General features: G+C 41.1%; 13 protein-coding genes. 4 read left to right on the top strand and 9 right to left on the bottom strand.

What is annotated here, in order from left to right:
- Positions 1-121 precede the first annotated feature (121 nt).
- The 3 genes from ACE1EF_RS09510 to ACE1EF_RS09520 all read right to left on the bottom strand — a co-directional run bounded on the left by ACE1EF_RS09510 (position 122) and on the right by ACE1EF_RS09520 (position 2,110).
- On the bottom strand, positions 122-958 hold the full coding sequence (locus tag ACE1EF_RS09510; RefSeq protein WP_375720418.1) for a 5'-nucleotidase, lipoprotein e(P4) family: 837 nt from the start codon (positions 956-958) through the stop codon (positions 122-124).
- A gap of 94 nt (positions 959-1,052) precedes the next feature.
- Positions 1,053-1,424, bottom strand: coding sequence for a hypothetical protein (locus tag ACE1EF_RS09515; RefSeq protein ID WP_375720419.1), 372 nt, complete (start codon positions 1,422-1,424; stop codon positions 1,053-1,055).
- Positions 1,425-1,558: 134 nt separating this feature from the next.
- Entirely contained in the window at positions 1,559-2,110 is a 552-nt protein-coding gene (locus ACE1EF_RS09520; RefSeq protein WP_375720420.1) for a methyltransferase family protein, read from the bottom strand.
- A gap of 124 nt (positions 2,111-2,234) precedes the next feature.
- On the opposite strand from ACE1EF_RS09520, the gene ACE1EF_RS09525 reads away from it, so the two are divergent.
- Entirely contained in the window at positions 2,235-6,080 is a 3,846-nt protein-coding gene (locus ACE1EF_RS09525) for a lamin tail domain-containing protein (protein WP_375720421.1), read from the top strand.
- Here ACE1EF_RS09525 and ACE1EF_RS09530 read toward each other — a convergent pair.
- Positions 6,073-6,630, bottom strand: a complete 558-nt coding sequence (locus ACE1EF_RS09530) for a hypothetical protein (protein WP_375720422.1) — start codon at positions 6,628-6,630, stop codon at positions 6,073-6,075. The genes ACE1EF_RS09525 and ACE1EF_RS09530 overlap by 8 nt on opposite strands.
- A 116-nt stretch (positions 6,631-6,746) precedes the next feature.
- Between ACE1EF_RS09530 and lexA the strand changes: the two genes are divergently transcribed.
- The 3 genes from lexA to ACE1EF_RS09545 all read left to right on the top strand — a co-directional run bounded on the left by lexA (position 6,747) and on the right by ACE1EF_RS09545 (position 11,994).
- A complete protein-coding gene (gene lexA, locus ACE1EF_RS09535) occupies positions 6,747-7,370 on the top strand; it encodes a transcriptional repressor LexA (RefSeq protein ID WP_375720423.1) in 624 nt (207 codons plus the stop codon).
- 83 nt (positions 7,371-7,453) lie between these two features.
- Complete coding sequence (gene dinB, locus ACE1EF_RS09540; protein ID WP_375720424.1) at positions 7,454-8,668, top strand: DNA polymerase IV; 1,215 nt, start codon at positions 7,454-7,456, stop codon at positions 8,666-8,668.
- 350 nt (positions 8,669-9,018) lie between these two features.
- Positions 9,019-11,994 carry a DNA polymerase III subunit alpha gene (locus ACE1EF_RS09545; RefSeq protein WP_375720425.1) on the top strand — a complete coding sequence of 992 codons (2,976 nt, stop codon included), beginning with the start codon at positions 9,019-9,021 and terminating at the stop codon, positions 11,992-11,994.
- A gap of 75 nt (positions 11,995-12,069) precedes the next feature.
- Here the strand turns inward: ACE1EF_RS09545 and bglX are convergent, their stop codons facing one another.
- Genes bglX through ACE1EF_RS09570 form a run of 5 tightly spaced genes read right to left on the bottom strand, consistent with a single transcriptional unit; the run spans position 12,070 to position 21,179 of the window.
- Positions 12,070-14,397, bottom strand: coding sequence for a beta-glucosidase BglX (gene bglX / locus ACE1EF_RS09550; protein WP_375720426.1), 2,328 nt, complete (start codon positions 14,395-14,397; stop codon positions 12,070-12,072).
- Positions 14,398-14,426: 29 nt separating this feature from the next.
- Positions 14,427-15,317, bottom strand: coding sequence for a carboxylesterase family protein (locus tag ACE1EF_RS09555; RefSeq protein WP_375720427.1), 891 nt, complete (start codon positions 15,315-15,317; stop codon positions 14,427-14,429).
- A gap of 8 nt (positions 15,318-15,325) precedes the next feature.
- Entirely contained in the window at positions 15,326-16,918 is a 1,593-nt protein-coding gene (locus ACE1EF_RS09560; protein WP_375720428.1) for a sulfatase family protein, read from the bottom strand.
- Positions 16,919-16,968: 50 nt separating this feature from the next.
- Positions 16,969-19,392: a glucoamylase family protein gene (locus ACE1EF_RS09565; RefSeq protein ID WP_375720429.1), complete on the bottom strand. Its 2,424-nt coding sequence runs from the start codon at positions 19,390-19,392 to the stop codon at positions 16,969-16,971.
- Positions 19,392-21,179 carry a family 43 glycosylhydrolase gene (locus ACE1EF_RS09570; RefSeq protein ID WP_375720430.1) on the bottom strand — a complete coding sequence of 596 codons (1,788 nt, stop codon included), beginning with the start codon at positions 21,177-21,179 and terminating at the stop codon, positions 19,392-19,394. Before ACE1EF_RS09570 ends, ACE1EF_RS09565 begins: the two co-directional genes overlap by 1 nt.
- Positions 21,180-21,182: the final 3 nt, after the last annotated feature.

Below are 21,182 nucleotides of genomic sequence, written 5' to 3' on the forward strand. Positions count from 1 at the left end.
TCAGGAAATTTTCATATTAACATATATAAATATATGCAATATTATAAATAATATACTACATCAAGGTAGTATATTTATATGTTTTATAAGTATGTTTAACGAATTTTTCTTCCCTTTAAACCTATTCCCTGGTAATAAGGTGCTGATATTTGGATTCGGTTTTTTCCTGATTGGTTTTGCTGTAATCGTAATTCCACAGAGCTTTATCGAAGCTTCCATAGGTAGGATTGGGAAGAATAAACCAGTCTTTCCCCCAATGGTCCTTCTGTTTAAGTGCAAGTTGTTTTCTTTCGTCCGGATCCGGTTTCCCCAGGAACGTAAAGTCATTATAGTCGTCACCGATAAGTAACAGAATTCTGTATGATTCTGCAATAACGGCACGCCTGGATGTTTTGTCCGAACTCCAGTCTGGTTTTTCATTTTTACACAGTACATCGTCTGCCGTTATATCCCGGAAGAATACCTGCTGCAGGTTTTCTACCGTAGGATCCTGAAGTACACGGTTAGTCACAAAGAATATTTTTACACCTTTTGCACGTGCTTTTTCCAGAAATTCTTTTGCACCGGGTATCGGAACTGCTTTTTTCTCATTTACCCATTCTTTCCATAATTCTTCGGAATAGGGTTGATCTTGTTTTATCAGTCTTGCCTGAAAAGGAGAGTTGTCGAGAACGGTTTCGTCAATGTCAAGAATAACAGCAGGTGGTAATTTGGAATACTCATTTGTTTGTTCCGCAGCTGCTGTACAGGATGGGTCATTTAAGGCAAGGTCAAGGTTTAAAGATGCAAATTTGTAGGTTTGTGTACAAAGCATTTCGTACTCAGCCGAAGTCTGCATCCACAAGGTGGCATTCAGGTTTTCATTTGTTATGGCACCGGTTTGTTCTTTGCCTGTGCATCCATTTAAAGTTATCTGCGTCAGTATGATACTTAGGGAAATATAAATTGATAATCTCATTTTTCGGGTGTTTTTGTTTACGGTCCCAAAATTACCAAATTCCGTATGAAGTATAGCACTGAATTCGTAAATAAAGATAAAGTTTAATCATCAGTTATCGCAACCAGTTATAAGCTGCGTTGGATGTAGAGAATATCTCTACCCGGAATTCCGGTATTTTCTGGATTTCCTTTTTTACCAGCATCGACATGACAGTACTTTGTGGATTATCCACAATGACAGCCTCTTTTTTACCTTTGAGAATATCCTTTATTGTCAGCAAAAAATCCAGAACGACGTTCGTTTCTTTAAATTCAAAATTAAACTTTGCATTTCTGTAATCGGCCAGTAAATTATAATCTCCCTGGGAAAACATATTGATATTGAGGATTTCAAGCCAGGCAGATTGCAGATCTCCCAAATTAATTGTCCCGTAATGTTTATATATAATGATTTTTCTTTTATGATCTGTCGTAATGTGGTGCATCCGTTTTGAGTTTGTTGCAAAGATATTTAATTAAACCTTTTGAACTGAATATTTAACTTTGTGGAACTGGAAATAAACAATTGCTAAATGGTTAATGGTCAATTGTTTTTGTCAGCCAGAACTTTACACTAAATTTAAAGAATAAAGGGAATAAACCGCCTGGTTTTCTTCATATAGGTTTTATACTTTTCACCAAAATACTTAATGGATTCTTTTTCCTCGAATAATGTAGTGATATACATAAATACGGTTGCTGCAACAGCTATTAATAATAAGGGCATCGTTATGTTCTTCAGCAATAGACCCCAGGTAAGGTAAACCAGTGAGGCATAGAGTGGATGCCGGATGTATTTAAATACACCATGATCAATAAGATGCGTTGTTTTTTCAAAATGAAAAAGCTCTTTATCTTTCCTTTCTTCAGAGGGCTTACCTGCGTTTCGCATGACAAGGTAACCGGCAATAACAAGATATGCTGCAAGGCCTAATAGAAACCATGAAATTAATTGTTGCAGACCGAATGGATTTTTGAACCAGAAGTGATAGTTAACGGCAAACAACCAGGCGATCCCTTCCCATCCAAAAAACCTGTAAAATCCATGACTATTTATGTTCTGTAAGGGATGCCATGAGACAATTACCATTGGAATACTTATCACTATAAATACAATTAATGTATGATTCATACTGCTAATTATAAGTCAGAGTGGTTAAAAATAAGGCATTTATGTCAAAAAATAAGATTTTAACTGTGATTAATTCAGGAAACAGATTATCTTAGCTTTTTGTTTTGGAAATTTAATTGGTACTATGAATTTAATCTTTACTGCTAACCGTGTGTTTAAATGTATTTTTATTGCCCTGACTTTTTGGGGCTTTGGTTCCGGCATGTTTGCTCAAACACTGAGAATAAATGAATTTCTGGCTTTGAACCAAACTTCAATAACTGATGAAGACGGAGATTTTTCAGATTGGATTGAGATATATAATCCATCTGCAGAAGCTGTTAATTTACAGGAATGGGCCCTGACAGATGAATCTGCAGATCTCAGAAAGTGGATTTTTCCTGATTATACGCTGGAACCGGATGACTATCTGGTTGTTTTCGCATCGGGTAAAGACCGGAGAGATCCTTCCGGAGAACTGCATACAAATTTCAAGCTGAGTGGCAGTGGTGAATACCTTGCTTTGGTTAATCCGTCCGGTGTCCCTGTCACTGTATTTGATCCGTTTTTCCCGGAACAGGAAACGGATATTTCATTTGGATATCTTGATGGAGGATATGTTCCATTTACGGTTACATCGGCCGGTTATGAGAACCCGGGTTCAGGGAGCAGTATTATTCCAGAACCTGAATTCAGTAAAAAGCATGGTTTTTATGATTCAGCTTTTGATTTGACTATCAGCAGCAATGTAAGCTCTGCGAAAATATACTATACTACAGATGGCAGTGAACCCGATGAAACCAATGGTACGCTTTATTCAGGCCCATTGCAGATAACAACCACAACGGTGTTGAGAGCTGCAGCATTTGTCAGTGGTCAGTCAGCAAGTAAAATTACAACACAGACTTATCTTTTTGTAAATGATATTATTCATCAGCCCAATGATCCTGCAGGATATCCGGATGAATGGGGGCCTTTCCAGACCTTATCGGGAAATGCACCTGCAGATTATGAAGTAGATCCTGAGCTTGTTGCAGACGCAGGATTTGCTGAATCCATGAAAACGGCGTTAAAAGATCTTCCTGCAATTTCCATTGTCACTAAAAAAGACAATTTTTTTTCTCATGATTATGATGAGCTTACAGGTGGTATTTACATCTACACCGGCTTTATTTTTACAGATAACCCGCTTGGACGAGACTGGGAACGTCCTGTTTCTTTTGAATTATTCGACAATAAAGATTCACTTTCACTGCAGGTGGATTGCGGAATAACCATAAACGGGGGACACAGCCGCCTGGCAACGAAAAACCCAAAGCATTCTTTCCGTCTGAAGTTTAAAAGCGAATACGGTCCTTCCCGCCTGAACTTTCCGGTTTTTGGTGATGATGCAGATGACAGTTTCAACACGTTGATCCTGCGCGGGGGATTTAATAATACATGGGTACATGGAGATTACACACAACGCGAAAGGGCTACCTATCACAGGGATACCTGGGGAAAAGATATGCAGCGCGCCATGGGGCATCCTTCAAGTCATGCATTATACACCCATCTGTTTATAAATGGGTTGTATTGGGGAATATATACCATTGCTGAACGAATGGATAAGGATTTTGCTGCTTCATATATGAAAGGCAAGGAAGATGAATTTGATGTGATAAAGGATTATTCTGAGGTCATGGATGGTAACGGTGACGCGTGGGATGAACTAATCAGTGCTGTTAATACCGGTACAGTGAGTAATGATACCTATCAGAAACTTCAGGGCAATAACCCTGACGGAACGGTCAACTATGCCTACAAGCCATTACTGGACATGGATAATTTTATTGATTACATGCTCATCAATTTATACGGTGCGAATTCAGACTGGGACCATCATAACTGGGCAGCCATTTATAACAGAGTAGATCGTGGTCCGGGTTATAAATTTCTGGTTTGGGATGCTGAGCATATTCTTGAAGGAGTGAATGATAATGTCACCGGAGAATTTAACAGTGGTTGTCCGAGCAACATCTTCCAGAACTTGATGAATAATGAACTGTTTAAGCGCCGTTTTGCTGACAGGGCATACAAATATCTTTTCAATGACGGATTGCTTACACCCGACCGGACGCTTGAACTCTGGATGAAACGGTATGTTCAGATTGACGATGCCATTGTAGCTGAATCTGCCCGATGGGGAGATTACAGGCGTGATGTGCATTCATGGAGTTCATCACCGTATTTATTAAATACCAAAAGCAGCTGGCTCTCTGCCGAGGACTATATGCAGAATACGTATTTCCCTCAACGTACGGGGAGGCTGCTGCAGCAACTCAAAAATGCGGGTTTCTATCCGGATGTAAATGCACCGGATCTTTACCTTAATAACAGCAAAACCACAGGACAAATTATAAACCGGGGAGACGTTCTGACTATGCAGGCTTCAAATGGCGAAATCTACTATACCATGGATGGTTCAGATCCGGCAAAAGGAGACGTTTCCAATCTTACCAACCTGGCACTTATTGCTGAAACCGGTGTGAAGCAGGCCTTTGTCCCGGAAGCTGGTTTTAGCGATAATACCTGGAATACTGCATCATACAATGCTTCAGCCTGGACAAGTACGACCGGAAACAGCGGAGGAATCGGTTATGAAAGAGGATCAGGTTATGAATCCATTATTGCCATTGATGTGGCTGATAAAATGTCTGACGAGGTGGCTCAGAATCCAAATACTACCTGTCTGGTCCGGTTTCCGTTTACCATTAGTGATCTTAATTCCGGTCAGATGGTAGCCCTGACACTGGCTGTAAGATATGATGACGGTTTTGTTGCTTACCTGAATGGTCAGAAAGTGGCTGGAGCCAATGCACCATCAACCTTGACTTTTACCAGTGCAGCTTCCGGATCGCATGAAGCAGATGCCTTTGAAACGTTTAATATTACCCAGAATATTAATCTTTTAAAACAGGGTGATAACGTACTTGCCATACAAGGATTAAATCAAAACACTTCCAGCTCCGATTTTCTGATCAATGCGATCCTGACTGCCGGGATCAGAGAATCTGATAACAATACAGATAAAGCAACGGTATATAGTAGTCCGCTTACTTTATCCGGATCTACACATGTTAAAGCCAGAACGTTTTATAATAATGAATGGAGTGCCCTGTCTGAAGCATTTTTCGGTGTTTCAACCGATATGAATGCACTTAGAATTACAGAAATACATTATCATCCGGAACCTATGGATACAGTGGATGGTGATAAATTCGAGTTTCTGGAACTGAAAAATACAGGAAGTTTCACGATTGATTTAAGTGGTGTACAGATAATCAAAGGGATTAGTTTTGTTTTTTCTGAAGGAACTTATCTGAAACCGGGAGAATTTATTGTTCTGGCTTCAGATGATAAAGACTTTTTTACACGTTACGGTTTTATGCCTTTTGGTGAGTATAACGGGCAGCTGGATAACAATGGTGAGCGCATTATTGTAGCTACTGCAGATAATGATACCATATGTAATGTGCGGTATTTCGATGATTATCCCTGGCCGGTTGAGCCGGACGGATACGGAAATTCTTTGGTTCCGGTTCAGCGCAATCCATTATCCAACCAGGATAGCTCTGTTTACTGGACCATATCATCTTTGGTTAATGGTTCACCCGGTAAAGATGATGCCATGTCATTGGCTAAGCAAACAATCAGACAGGCGGATGAACTGCTTACGAACTGTTATCCGAATCCATTTAATGACAGAACATCGATCAGTTTCGAACTGCATACACATGCTACTGTTCAGTTAAGCATCCGAAGTGTTACCGGACAGGTTGTGAATATGCTTACCACAGGATCGTATGCGGCAGGAACACATGTAGTTGATTGGAATGGCAAAACGCAAAGCGGAAATGAACTGCCTGATGGTCTGTACTTTTATGAACTGAAAGTCACAGATGCCACAGGTACACAGCTTAAGACCGGTAAGGTTATACGGATCAGGTAGATTTTATGAAGAGGATTTGCCAGCATTTCAGGATCCCTTTATCTGGTGAAATGCGTTTAACTGGTGAGAAATTCATTTCTTTCCGGGCTTCGTTTACCTGGTAAAGCGTTGGTATAAAGGCAGCAGACTTATATTTCTGATGAAGTTTATATGCTGTTAGTAATGTTGTTCCTTTAAACCGGAGGGTATACATTCCTGTGCGTGACGGATGAATATGAATATAGCGTTCCTGATCATCACCTTTCCGCAGTATCCATTCAGACCGATCGCTTAACGTCATTATTTTATAGGGGTGCGGTGTTTGGACCCAATGTAGAAACTGCTTTTTTGTCAGAATACCCTTTTCGGAAATCAGACTCATAATTTCTTCACAAATGAGTTCAGGGTTTAATATTCCTGTATAAATATCAATATAATTAGACTGTACCAGTTCTGCCCATATTTTCATGGTTTCATTTGATGCTGTTTTAATAAATTCCAGAATATTAATCCTGTGATGTTTTAATGGATTATAGCGAAATGGACGTGGTATGTTATATTCAGGTAGCAAGGTATCCTTTATTATGGTTTGATTTTAACCATAAAGTTGAAAATAAATTTCTCTTTCTGTTCAAAACTTAACATAAAAAGTATTGTTTTAAATGTATACAAGGTGTATATTTGTGTATGTTTTTGGAATTATCAAATAAAGAAACAGCCTTGCTGGAAGCCTTGAGAAGTCATTTGTTGCTCTATGGCAAAATGCCGAGTACCAGGAACTTAATGCGCGATCTGAATTACAAATCACCACGTTCAGTGACTGTGCTTCTGCAACAACTGACTGATAAAGGTGCCTTAATACGTAAAACAGACGGAAGCCTGGTATTGGAGGAATTTACATTCGAAGATAGTGGTGACAGGGCGTTAACTGTTAAAGTGCCCTTGCTGGGATCTGTATCATGCGGTTTACCGATGCTGGCAGATGAGAATATTGAAGCGCGGATTTCAGTTTCAGTCGATCTGATTGAAAAGGATAAACGCTATTTTTTTCTCAGGGCATCGGGTGATTCCATGAATCAGAAGGGTATTGATGATGGAGATCTGGTTTTAGTGCGTCAGGAACACGGGGCTGATTCAGGTGATTTGGTTGTTGCTTTAATTGACGATGATGCTACCATAAAACAACTTTATTTGAATCAGGATCATATTGTATTACGTCCCTGTTCCGATAATCCGGTTCATCAGCCCATTATTCTGACCCGAAACTTCAGGATACAGGGGGTGGTGGTTTCGGTGATTAAAGTGAGCTAAGGTTTTCACATCGGCTACCTCTCAACTCTAGCTCACTTTCAACTTTAGTCACTTATAATTCTATTCCACTCGTAACTTAAAAAATGGAAAAATCAATCGTTCATATCGATCTGGACACATTTTTTGTGTCCTGTGAACGGCTTCTGAATCCGGAGCTGAATAACAAACCTGTACTGGTTGGTGGTACCAGTGGAAGAGGAGTTGTGGCAGCCTGCAGTTACGAAGCGCGCACCTATGGTATTCATTCAGCCATGCCCATGCGGATGGCTCAGATGTTATGCCCTGAAGCCATTGTGATACGGGGCAACAGTTCCATTTATGGTAAATTTTCAGATACCATCACTGAAATTATCAAGGAACGTTCTCCCTTATATGAAAAATCATCAATAGATGAGTTTTACATTGATATGACTGGTATGGAACGTTTTCATGGCACTTACAAATGGGCCATCGATTTAAGAGAACGAATCATTAAAGAAACCCGGTTGCCGATCTCATTTGCATTATCAACCAATAAAACGGTCTCAAAAGTTGGTACCGGAGAAGCAAAACCCAATAATCATATGCGAATAGAAAACGGACAAGAGAAGACATTTCTGGCTCCACTGCCTGTTAAGAAAATTCCTATGGTGGGAGATAAAACCAACAAAACGCTGGTTGGACTGGGTATAAAATACATCAAAACACTCCAGGAGATGCCACTGGAACTTCTGGAACGGGTACTGGGTAAAAATGGTGTGGTACTTTGGAAGAAAGCCCAGGGAATAGATAATACACCTGTAGAGCCGTATCATGAACGAAAATCCATTTCATCATCGCTCACCCTTGGAAAAGATACGATAGATGTACGGCAACTGAAAAGTATTCTGACAGCCATGGCTGAAAAGCTGGCCTTTTACCTTAGAAACGGGAATAAGGTAACATCCTGTGTTACGGTTACGGTACGTTATTCTGACTTTGATACCCGGACACGCCAAAAACGAATAAGCTACACCTCACTGGACCATACTTTGATACAAACTGTGATGGAATTATTCGATCAGCTCTATGACAGACGTGTCCTGGTCAGGTTGGTTGGAGTGCGTTACAGTCACCTGCTGGGTGGAGGTTACCAGATGAGCCTGTTTGAAGATAATGAACGGTATGTGAAACTTTATCAGGCCATGGACAAAATCAGAAACCGCTTTGGTCAGAACAGTGTGCTGCGAAGTGTAACAATGGATACCAGTGGTGTAGGTATGATGAGTAATCCCTTTAATGGTGAACCACCGGTTATTCCGGCTCACAGAAGGATGTAAGAGTGTGACTAAAGTTGAAAGTGACTAAGGTGAGTTTAAGTTATAAGTGAACTGAAGTGAATTAAAGTCTAAAACTTGAGTACAACTAACATTAGTGTTGTTTCAAGTATAAAATATCAGATATCATATGCCTTTACTCACCCCGGTACCCTTGTTCCTCCGCTATAACTTCGGTGACTCGCGGAAAGGAGAAATCTATCCCGTGGGGCGGTTCTCTTCTTCGCCTTCGCAAAGCTACAGCAGAGAGAGGTAGGGAATTAGATGGTAAGCGCAGGAAAAAAAAATGCGCCATTTCATCATAGAGACAACTCTGGCTCACTTTTAACTTAAGTCACTTGTAAATCAAACGCATGTTATTGAACAATCATACATATTTCAGCTATAAGTTTGGAACACTTTCGATAGAACAGTTACTTGAAGAGGCGCAATCCAAAGGACATAAAGCTCTGGCACTAACCGACGTTAACAGTACCTCTGCTGTATTCGATTTTATCCGTCTGGGTAAACAGGCTTCTGTTCATACAGTTATTGGCATAGATTTCAGAAACAGCGCGGAACAAAAATATATTGGGATAGCTAAAAATAATGAAGGTTTCAGGGAATTGAATGAACATCTGACCCAACATTTGCATACCGGTGTGAAATTTTCTGATCAGGCTCCGGATTTTATGAATTCATATGTTATCTATCCATTTGAGAAAACAGCTTGCCGTGAATTGAAATCCAATGAGTTTATAGGTGTACGTCCTTATGATCTTCCTAAGATGATCTTTTCTGAATGGCGTCACTATCCGGACAAACTTGTAGCCCAGACTCCTGTTACCTTCAGGCATAAAAGGGACTTTAATGTACACCGTTTGCTTCGAACCATAGATAATAATACCCTGCTGAGTAAACTGCCAAAGTCTGAAGAAGCATCACAGGATGAAATTATGATGTCGCCGGAAAAAATAAAAACCGTTTATGAAGACTATTCCTTTATGGTAGATAATGCTGAAAAGCTGATCGGTAACTGCTCCATAAGCTTCGAATATAAAACATCAAAAAATAAAAAATGTTATACCGGTTCACCTGAAGAGGATTATCAACTCATAGTTGAGGAGTGCAAAAAAGGATTGCAGTACCGCTTTGGGGAACATCCTTCACAACAGGTTATTGAAAGGACTGAACATGAACTCAAGGTAATTAAAGAGCTGAATTTCTGTTCATATTTTCTGATAAACTGGGATATGGTAAACTTTGCCAGGAGAAGGGGATTTTATTACATTGGCCGGGGAAGCGGAGCAAACAGTATGGTGGCATATCTGCTGCGTATTACCGATGTGGATCCTATTGAACTGGACCTGTATTTTGAACGTTTCATTAATCCTTCAAGAACATCTCCGCCCGATTTTGATATTGATTTCTCTTCGTGGGATCGCAATGAGGTGACTCAGTATTTATTTGACCGACATGGATGGGACAGAACGGCTCTTGTTGGAGCATACAGTACTTTTCAGTACAAATCAGTGGTTCGTGAACTTGGTAAATCGTTTGGATTGCCTGCTGCTGACATCGAAAAACTGCAGGAGGCTAAAGGGAAGGAGTCGTTTGATGAAATAGGGCAACTGGTACTTAAATACAGTAAACTTATAGAGGGATTTCCCAGTCATCTTACTGTGCATTCCAGCGGTATTATAATTTCGGATGAACCATTGAGCAATTATACTGCTACCATCATGCCGCCTAAAGGTTTTCCCACCGTCTTTTTCAGTATGATTGAAGCCGAAGATATCGGCTTTTCAAAATTTGATGTCCTTGGGCAGCGTGGTCTGAGTAAGATAAAGGATACTCTTGAGATCGTGTATAATAACAAGGGTGTAGAGTTTGATATTCATGACATAAAACGGTTTAAAGAAGATCCGGTGATCCGGAGTCTGCTAAAGACCGGCCAAACCATTGGATGTTTTTACATTGAGTCGCCAGCCATGCGTATGTTGCTGCAAAAACTTGAGGCTGATGACTATCTGCGTCTTGTTGCAGCCAGTTCAATCATCCGGCCGGGAGTGGCAAAAAGTGGCATGATGCAGGAATATGTGTTACGGTACAGGCATCCTGAAATGCGTGAGCTGGCACGAAAAGAAATGCCGGAACTGTATGACCTTCTGAAAGAGACCTATGGTGTGATGGTTTACCAGGAGGATGTACTGAAGGTGGCTCATGTGTTTGCCGGGCTGACACTGGCGGAAGCTGATATTCTGCGCAGAGGCATGTCATGGAAATTTAAACAGAGAAATGAATTTGATAAGGTAAGGGATAAGTTTTTTCTGAACTGCCGTGAAAGAAGCTATCCTGAATATATTATTGAAAGAGTCTGGAAACAGATTGAAAGCTTTGCTAATTATGCATTTGCCAAAGGACACTCTGCATCATATGCTGTGGAAAGTTTCCAGGCTTTGTTTTTAAAAGCCTATTATCCCTTAGAGTATCTTGTTGCAACAATTAACAATGGAGGTGGGTTTTACAGAATTGAATTATACATCCACGAAGCCCGCATGCATGGTGCAAAAATTGAAGCACCATGTGTAAACCGGAGTGATGATATCACCGTCCTTTGTGATGATACCATATTCCTTGGATTTGCGATCATGAGGAACCTGGATTATTCAACACAACAACAGATTTTATTAAAGCGGTATCAGTATGGTTATTATAAAAATCTGCAGGATTTCATAAAAAAGGTTCCCATCTCACTGGAGCAGATTACCTTACTCATCCGTATTGGTGCATTCAGGTTTACCGGAAAATCAGTTAAGGAACTGTTATGGGACGCCCATTTTATTCTGGTGAAAAGTAAAAAAACGGTGCCCTCAAATACTCTGTTCGAGGAGAAGGTAAAGGAATTTAAATTGCCTGCTCTTTATCATCACCAGCTGGAACAGGCATATAATGAATTAGAACTGTTGGGATTTCTGGTCACATTTACGCCATTTCAGCTGGTGGAAAGTATGCCGCTTAGATCGGTAAAAGCCCTGCAACTTCGGTTTTTGGTGGATTACCAGGTTCAGATCATTGGCTACCTTGTTCATGTTAAAAAAACCAGGACACATGATGGCAAAATAATGAGTTTCGGGGTTTTTGTTGATGTGGAAGGTCACTGGATAGATACCGTTCAGTTTCCTCAGGTGGCAAACGATTTTCCATTCAGAGGTCCCGGCTGCTATTTGATCCGGGGAATTGTAATGAATGAACTGGGTTTTGTGAGCATCCGTACGACGGAGCTTTATAAGTTAGCCAATACGAATATAGAGGAAGAATCTACCCGTTTGAAACAAATGAAAAGATAAAAGCCGTCCCCTAAAATGGGAAACGGCTTTAAAAAGTATGGAAAATCAAATTGCATGTATACTGTTAATGTGTTTCTATTTCATCCATTTAATCATTTTTGATTTTACATCTCTGGAGTTACTACCTGCCATAATCTCAAATTCACCGGGTTCCCAGTCGTAAACAAGATCATAATTGTAAAATTTCAAATCATCCGGTGTCACAGTGAACCGGATGTTCTTTGTTTCTCCTGCTTTAATCATCACTTTTTGAAAGCCTTTCAGTTCTTTTACAGGTCGGGTAACTGAACCTACCATATCGCGGATATAGAGTTGAACCACTTCTTTTCCATCTCTGTTACCTGTATTGGTTACCGGTACGGTGACAGTAAGTGATTCATTGCCTTTTAAATGATCTGAACTCAGGCTTATTTCTCCGTATTTAAATGTGGTATAGCTCAAGCCGTAACCAAAGGGGTACAGCGGATCGTTGGATACATCCAGATAATTTGACCTGAATTTTTCGAACCATCCATTTTGCAATGGTCGGCCGGTATTTTTATGATTGTAAAAAAGAGGTACCTGTCCCAGGTTTTGAGGGAATGTGGCTGTTAGTTTGCCGGATGGATTAACATCTCCAAAAAGAACATCGGCAATGGCATTTCCGCCTTCTGTTCCACCAAACCAGACCTGCAGAATGGAATGAAAGTTTTCATCTTCCCATTTTAATACCAATGGTCTGCCAGAGAATACCACCACGACAACCGGTTTACCTGTATTTTTCAGTGCTTTAAGCAATTCTATCTGCGTCTCAGGAATAGAAATATCTGAACGGCTGGCTGATTCGCCACTCATCTCGGCTGATTCTCCGACCACAGCCACCACGACATCTGCTTTTTTTGCTGTATTGACGGCTTCCCTGATAATGACTGAAGCCGGCCGGTTATCTCTGTAGGTTGGTTTCCCAAATACGCTGATGCGCTTTTCGAGTTCCGGGTCAGCCACAAAATTTGCCCCTTTGGCGTACAAAACGGTCGCCTTGTTCCCTACAGCTTCTTCAACACCCTTCATAACAGATATTGACTTTTCAAAGTCTCCGGCAACACTCCATGTTCCGGGCATATTTTCTGTATTGTCTGCCATTGGTCCGATAAGGGCGATGGTTCCTTGCTTTTTCAGCGGTAACAGTTGAGTGTCATTTTTTAGAAGAACAAAGGATTGCGCTGCAATACTACGGGCTCTGGAGCGATTTTCCGTGGTGAAAATCTCTTTTTCGGCCCTCTCTGCATCACAGTAGCGGTAAGGATCCTCAAATAATCCAAGTTTGTATTTCGCTTCCAGAATTCTTCGGCAGGCAGTATTAATCTGCTGTTCAGTTACTTTCCCTTCATTCAGCGATTTTTTAAGCGTTTTAAGGAAGCCTTCTCCAACCATATCCATGTCTATACCGGCATTTAAGGCCAGTGCAGAAACCGTTTGCAAGTCACCCATGCCATGTGCAATCATTTCATTTATGGCTGTGTAATCGGTAACAATAAAACCATCAAAACCCCATTGGTCCCGTAACACATCGGTCATAAGCCACTTATTGGCAGAAGCCGGGATACCATCCACTTCATTAAAAGAAGACATCACACTTCCAACACCGGCGTCAATAGCTGCTTTGTAAGGAGGAAAGTATTCGTTATACATTCTTATCCGGCTCATGTCTGTCGTATTGTAATCTCTTCCTGCCTCAGCAGCGCCATACAAAGCAAAGTGTTTAACACATGCCATCATGGTATTATCGGCCATAAGATTTTTTCCCTGATAACCCTTCACCATGGCTTTGGCAACTTCGGAGCCAAGATAAGGGTCTTCACCACTGCCTTCTGCCATTCTTCCCCATCTTGGATCGCGCGAAATGTCAACCATAGGAGAGAATGTCCAGCATATTCCGTCGGCTGTAGCTTCCTGTGCTGATACGCGGGCAACTTCCTCTATCAGACTCATATCCCAGGTACACGATAGACCCAGTGGAATCGGGAAAACCGTTTTATATCCGTGGATTACATCCATTCCGAATATCAGTGGGATTTTCAAGCGGCTTTCTTCTACCGCGATCCGTTGAACTTCGCGAATTTTCTCAGCTGTTTTTATGTTGAATAATCCACCAACCTCTCCGTCTTTAATTTTTTGTGCTATATCAGAACTTGCTGCCTGGCCTGTTGTGATATCGCCTGCACCCGGCAGATTAAGTTGTCCTATTTTTTCTTCAATGGTCATTTTTACCATGAGAGCTTCAATGGTAACATCCATAGCGGATTGATCCTGTCCTTCAGTTGCGGTACACGAAAAAAGCAGTATCGTAAGCATAAAACCCAAAATAACTTTGCCTTTCTGTCTGTGATTCTCCTCCTTTATGATCTTAGCGATAGTATTCATGATTTATAGTTTATATTCTGTACAATAAGTTATCTCCGATGAGAAAAGATCCAATTCAATAATTCCGGTTCAGCAAATGCCGAATCCCAACTGTTGTGGTTGGCATTGGGGTATAACGTAAATTTAGCATCACCGCCGTTCTTTCTGATGGCGTCAAACATCTTCTGTGATTTTTCGTATGGAACGATATCGTCCTTCTTTCCGTGAAAAATCCAGAATGCAGTGTTTTTAGCATAATTTGATGCAGCACCGGGATAACCACCACCGCATATTGGAAAAGCTGCAGCAAAAGTATTTGGATTTCTGGCCACTATTTCAAAAGTCCCCATGCCACCCATGGATAGTCCTCCAACATAAATGCGTGACGGATCAACAAATTTTTCAGCTTTTAACGCAGATAGCAGATCAATAGCCAGTTGCATGGAAAGGGTTGGATTTGTAGTATCCGGGTCCGTAAAATTAAATGTCCTTTTACCATTTTCTTCCCTTTTTTTGATGACGTTTGACCAGTATGAGTCTTTAGGACATTGCGGAAATACGACGATAGCCGGATATTTTTCACGGTTGGCAGAATCCAGAAATAGTTTTGATCCGTGAACGAGTTGTGACTGATTATCATTCCCTCTTTCTCCCGCACCATGTAAAAAGAATACCAGGGGATATTGTTGGTGTTTATCAAATTGCCGGGGATATAATATTCTGTACAATAACGTATCACCGTTTTTTATAAATTGTCGTTCCTGGAATGTATTTTCCGGTTCAAGGGCAGAAACAGATACGGAAGGAGTAAGTCCAAGAATAATCAATGTTAATATGGATTTATACCTGTGTATTCTGTACCTAACCAGGGAGAATTTATACGGTTTCTGAACCTTCTTTTTATTCTCTTTAATCTCTTTGTTTTTTTGAATTTCTTCCATTTTTATCTTTATCTTCCGGCATGAATAACTTCATCTTTCCACGTATCGTAGGGCGGTTCCTTATATTTATCCATTAAATCTTTCAGCTGTATTCTGAGTTCAGCTTCCACATGATCATATTCAGGATCATCGATCAGATTATTCATTTCATGTGGATCGAGTTCAAGATCATAGAGCTCCCATTTATCAATATCATTGTAAAAGTGTATCAGTTTATAACGCTCCGTGCGTATCCCATAGTGCCGCTTGACCATATGGAAGGCCGGATATTCATAATAGTGATAGTATAAAGATTTGCGCCAGTTATCGGGAGAACGCCCCTCAAGAACAGGACGCAGCGATCTGCCTTGCATGTCATTGGGTACGTCCAGACCGGCAAAGTCTAAAAAAGTTTCTGCAAAATCAATATTCTGTGTCAGATCATTGCTGATACTGCCTTCGGGAATGTGTCCGGGATAACTTACGATTAAAGGCATACGGAATGATTCTTCGTACATAAAACGTTTGTCAAACCATCCGTGTTCCCCCAGGTAAAATCCCTGATCTGATGTATAGACTACGATTGTATTTTTATCAAGTCCATTGGCTTTCAGGTAATCCAGTATTTTTCCAACACTTTCATCAACTGAGGCAATACAAGCCATATAATCCTGCATGTACCGTTGATATTTCCAAAGATCAATACCTTTCTTATCCAAATGTGCATCATAAAATGCATCATTTTTCGGCCGGTATGCTGCTTTCCAGATGCTGTCCTGCCGGTGATTCATGCGTGTGAATTCGCCCGGCCAGCGGTTATAACGTAAACTGTCTGATCCTTTGGCAACACTCATTTTCAGATCGTGACCTTCATACATATCCCTGTAAATATTCATTTCCTGCTCTGCAGCAGCCTGCCTTCCTTTATAATCATCAAAATAGTTGGATGGAACCGGAAACTTTACATGATCATACCTATTGATGTGCCTTAAGGCCGGCATCCAGTTTCTGTGAGGTGCTTTATGTTGCATCATCAGACAGAAGGGCTTACTTTTGTCACGTTTTTCTTTTAACCAGTTGAGGGTATAATCTGTAATCAGATCGGTGGCATAGCCCGTTTCGCGAACGGTGTCTTCTTTTGTGATAAAGTCAGGGTTATAATATGACCCCTGATCATTCAGGATTTTCCAGTAATCAAAACCTGTCGGTTCACCCGCAAGGTGCCACTTTCCGATTAAAGCAGTCTGGTAACCATTTTTATGCAATATTTTGGGAAATGTGGGCTGGCTGCCATCAAATTTTTTACCGTTATGCGTAAACCCGTTAATGTGGCTGAATTTTCCTGTTATTATAGTCGCTCTGCTTGGGCCGCAAATGGAATTGGCACAGAAATTATTAGTAAATAACATGCCATGTTTTGCTATCCTGTCGATGTTGGGTGTTGGGGCAACCTGTCCAATAGGATGACCATAAGCACTTATAGCCTGCCATGCATGATCATCAGACATAATGAACACAATATTCGGGCGTTCGTTTTGAGTATGTGCAGCTCTGTTTCCCTGACAGGATGAAAGTGTTGCTGCAACACCCGTTAATGCTAGTATGGAAGTGATCTTATTCATGCTGTTCTCAATTTATACCGTCCGATTCTTTCTGCTGATTTACAGCGTTATTATTCTGAAATCAACAGTTTTAAAGAAGTAACAATATTCCCGTCATCAATTTTAAGGATGTATAATCCACTTTTATATTCAGAATAATCCATCACCTGAGTGGCATTGCTTATACGGATTACCTGTTCGTTCATTAATCTGCCATCATTGCGGTATAATTTCAGGGTTACCTTCTGATTGATAGTTGCTGCTGTCTGTATGTTAATAATCCCGTTTCCCGGATTCGGATAGAGCATTATACGCTCTGATGTCCTGTTTTCTTTAACGCCGGTAGGATCCTGGTATTCAATACCCAGTTTGTTGAGTCCAGCCTGAACATCGGGATCGCGCATCACATATTTCCATAAAAGTTTACTACGGTAATTCTCAATCATTACCACAATTGGTCCCTGGTCAATGCCAAGGTAGGCCTCCTTCACCCAGTTCCTTTCATCATTGAATGCATCGTAAGTTCCGTAGATGCCAAAAAGTTCGGCACCACGTTCCCTGTAAAAGTATTTTAATGCTTTCATCGATTCTAAAGGAGTATAGGGCATGCTTGCCAGAGCTGCTGTTGGGCTGATTGTGCCATTGTCATTTTCCATTGGTCTGTGAGCAGTATAGCCATCAGGATCATCACTGGCAGTGAGCCCCCAGTTTTTGTCACTGTAATTGGTATGCCCCAGTGGATTTGCCACTGCATAAGCGTGATGTATTTTTGCCGTATTCATATTTTCCTGCCAGTAATCTGCATATTTATCTTTAAGTCCTTCCGGATTAATGCCCAGAAAAGAGTAGTGGATAAAGAAGAGAGGTCCTCCCCAGTCAGGGGATAATTTGATTGGATAATTATAGAAAGTTCTTGGATTGACCATGGATCCGTTTCCGGCCCAACCCTGATCATAAACGGTTTTTGTTATGGAATGCGTAGGAGAGGAGGCTGCCATGATATAGGTGACCATACATTCATTCCATCCACTAACCTTCATGTTCATGTCAAAATTATAGTTTGGCGACCAGTGCCAGTATAACACATTTTGGTCGTTCCGGCGATACCAGTCCCATTCTATGCCTTCGAAAAGGGTTGTTGCTTTATTGCGGATCTGAACTGATTTTGAATCTGTTCCGGAAAAGTAATTACGCAGACCGATTAAGCCTTGCGCCACATAGGATGTTTCCACCAGATCTCCGCCATCATCTTTGGCACTGAATGGTTGTGTTTTCTTTGTGTCTGCATTGTACCAGTGTGACCATGCTCCATGATGGCGGTCACAGGTTTCAAGAAAATTCAGGATCAACAGGATTCTGTCCTTTATTTCTTCCCTGGGTTCGTATTCCCTTTCGTAAGCTGCAATCATAGCCAAAAGTCCCATGCCCGTGGCGCCAGATGCGGCTGTTGTTCCACTGCCGTTGGTGCGTTCCAGGGCCATTCCTGTTGCCTGATGTGCACCTTCCCAGAAGTACCGGAATGTATAGCGTTCAACCAAATCCAGCAATTCGTCATCCGAAAAATCCCGGATTGTTGCTTCTGTGAATACTGCTTGTGATGTCGATTCCTGGGAAACTGTAACAAGCTTGTAATGTATGGTTGAATTTCGTGCAGATTCAGGAACAAAATCCAGAAAGTAGTTCTGTTCTGTTTCTATTCTTTCTTCCCAGTCTGAACCGTTATCGAACGATGCAAAAATGCGGTATTTCAATGCCGGATTGGTGTGTGACCAGTTAAGTTCAACATGACTGTCGTAGCCATGTGAAGTTAGATTTGTTACCGAAGGTAGGGTTGAGATGCTCTTAAATGCTGTGATCTCGTCTACGTAAAATATTCTGGAGGCATCATTCATTTCAGACTGGCTGAATATTATGCCTTTGGCTTTGGTGAAATCCAGACTGTTATTATCCGGGTCATTTGAGATGGTACTTAAAGGAAAGGAAATGCGGTTCCATTTTCCGGCGGAAAGATCAGAATTATAATCACCCAGTTTGTAATTTGTGGATGATATTTCTCCTGAACCACTGATGTTAATGGTCCGGATCCCGATATATGGTAAAGCTGTTGCTGCAAGGTCCGTTTCTGTATAGATGTACATCGAAAGAGAATCCATTCCTGAAATATCACCGGTTCCCCAGCCGCTGATAAATATACTGGCTCTCCAGTTTCCTTCAGGCGATGAGGTATAACTGAATTTCATGGATGATGTTCCTTTATACGCTAAGGATGAACATGGAACCTTGTCGTTATACTGAGGTGCACCGGGAGGATAGGTATGTTCGAATGTGCTTGATCCAAGCTCATTGATGTTTACAATCCCCTGGTCATAATATGTAGTGGTAGTCCCATCGCTGAAAAATGTAAATTCCTGGGCGTAGCTGTTGTGAGCTGCAACAACTGTGTAAAGCACTAAGAAAATATATTTGATGGTTTTTAGCATTTTGAAAGGATTCATTATTTAACTTCGATCGTTTTATACTTTTCGGATACGCCATTTTCATTGACTGATTCAATGGTAAAGTAATATGTCTTTCGGCTGTCCATGGATTTGAACCAGTATTCATTATCGTCGTACACCATAAAACAGGTATATAACCTGTTGGGATCGGTTCCATAGTAAATATTGTATGCATAGGCATTATTCACCGGGTTCCATTTAATCCAGGCACTGCGTTTGTCTTTTTCGGTTCTTAAAACGATAAAGGATTCAACAGTATCCGGTTTTTTACCCTGGCCTTTACCAAAAACACGCAATCCGCTTATGGCAAATTTACCGGTTGGCATATGAATATTTTCCAGCTTTAAATAGCGGGTTTGGTAAGGTTGATCCAACTCAATGTAATCATGTGGTACATCTGTCTTGTTTTTACTTTTATCTACCAGAACATGCCACTTTTTACCATTGCCGGAAGCATATATAATGTACTGGTGATACTGCGCACCATCGTTGATTTTGCCCAGATGGTCATCAGCTACATCCTGATCCGCATAATTGATTTGAATGGCATTTACGGTACTGATATCTCCCAAATCGGTCATGATCCATTCCCCTTTATCCCCTGTTTTGGCGCTCCAGTACGTTTTAATATCTTCATTATTCGCATTATTGGCATGAAAACCACCCAGTGTGGATGATACCTGTATAGGTTTGTTGTAGTTCAGCAACATCCATCCGGTAAAACCATCACCGTAATTTAATGGTTGGTCTTCAATGGCATAAGGCAATTTATGTGGGTAATCGCCAAAAGCGGTATTGCACCACATCACATCATCCTGATCGAAACCTGCCGGCCAGATCCCTATACGGCGTTCAAAGTTGTTTTTTACTGAAATTCTGATGGTGCTCACATGCCACCAGTTTCCGTTATTATCCTGAAAAGTGGAACCATGGCCTGCTCCCTTGGCATATCCACCCATTTTCAGACTTAAGGGATCGGATTGATCCTGAAAATTGCCTAAGGGTGTCCCCAGTGGACCATCAGCTACAGCAACGCCGTCAGCATATCCACTGAACTCCGTACCGGGAGCACCATACTGCAAATAGTATAATCCGTTGTGTTTGGTCATCCAGGCTCCTTCCATAAAGGGATCCAGGAAAGTGTTATCCAGATGTTCCCCGAATCTTTGCCAACCGTAGCGCCAGGGCTTTAATAAATGTATTTCTTTACGGGTTCCGATGGGCTGCATCGTTTTTCTGTTCAGTTCTATGCCATACAGAGGATATACATTACTGCTGCCGTTATACATGTAAAACTTACCATCGTCATCTGTGAAAAATGCAGGGTCCCATCCGCCAATGTCAAAGGAATCCACCAAAACTTTCCAATCGTTTTCTTTTGGATTTGTACTCATCCAGATGGAAAACGTACGGGTGTAGGTTGACCCGAACACAATCATCGTATCACCGATTATACCAACACCCGGCGCACACAAATCATCATAGGTTCCGGTATTCCATGAACGTAGAAATTTGCGGGATTTGAAATGCCAGTTATACATATCGTTGCTCCACCAGTAACCCCATTGATTGGTGCTGAACAGATAAAAATCGCCTTTGTAATTTACGATTACCGGATCAGCCGTAGCACGGTGTTTCCCGGATGATGTCATTCCTGGAATAGGAGTGTAGCCATAATCTATATTTACCGGGTTGCAATACGTTGAAGGGGCCTGCCCTGATGAACTGAATGCGGTCAGCCATACAACCATTATTTTAATGATGCTGATGATTTTCCGGTACATAAG

Source organism: Quyinboa sediminis (assembly GCF_042219855.1).
Lineage (GTDB): Bacteria > Bacteroidota > Bacteroidia > Bacteroidales > UBA5342 > JBHJHP01.

Excerpts from the sequence above, each read along its gene's own strand:
- ACE1EF_RS09510 (WP_375720418.1), bottom strand. The coding sequence starts at position 958 with ATGAGATTATCAATTTATATTTCCCTAAGTATCATACTGACGCAGATA.
- ACE1EF_RS09515 (WP_375720419.1), bottom strand. The coding sequence starts at position 1,424 with ATGCACCACATTACGACAGATCATAAAAGAAAAATCATTATATATAAA.
- ACE1EF_RS09520 (WP_375720420.1), bottom strand. The coding sequence starts at position 2,110 with ATGAATCATACATTAATTGTATTTATAGTGATAAGTATTCCAATGGTA.
- ACE1EF_RS09525 (WP_375720421.1), top strand. The coding sequence starts at position 2,235 with ATGAATTTAATCTTTACTGCTAACCGTGTGTTTAAATGTATTTTTATT.
- lexA (WP_375720423.1), top strand. The coding sequence starts at position 6,747 with ATGTTTTTGGAATTATCAAATAAAGAAACAGCCTTGCTGGAAGCCTTG.
- dinB (WP_375720424.1), top strand. The coding sequence starts at position 7,454 with ATGGAAAAATCAATCGTTCATATCGATCTGGACACATTTTTTGTGTCC.
- ACE1EF_RS09545 (WP_375720425.1), top strand. The coding sequence starts at position 9,019 with ATGTTATTGAACAATCATACATATTTCAGCTATAAGTTTGGAACACTT.
- bglX (WP_375720426.1), bottom strand. The coding sequence starts at position 14,397 with ATGAATACTATCGCTAAGATCATAAAGGAGGAGAATCACAGACAGAAA.
- ACE1EF_RS09555 (WP_375720427.1), bottom strand. The coding sequence starts at position 15,317 with ATGGAAGAAATTCAAAAAAACAAAGAGATTAAAGAGAATAAAAAGAAG.
- ACE1EF_RS09560 (WP_375720428.1), bottom strand. The coding sequence starts at position 16,918 with ATGAATAAGATCACTTCCATACTAGCATTAACGGGTGTTGCAGCAACA.
- ACE1EF_RS09565 (WP_375720429.1), bottom strand. The coding sequence starts at position 19,392 with ATGAATCCTTTCAAAATGCTAAAAACCATCAAATATATTTTCTTAGTG.
- ACE1EF_RS09570 (WP_375720430.1), bottom strand. The coding sequence starts at position 21,179 with ATGTACCGGAAAATCATCAGCATCATTAAAATAATGGTTGTATGGCTG.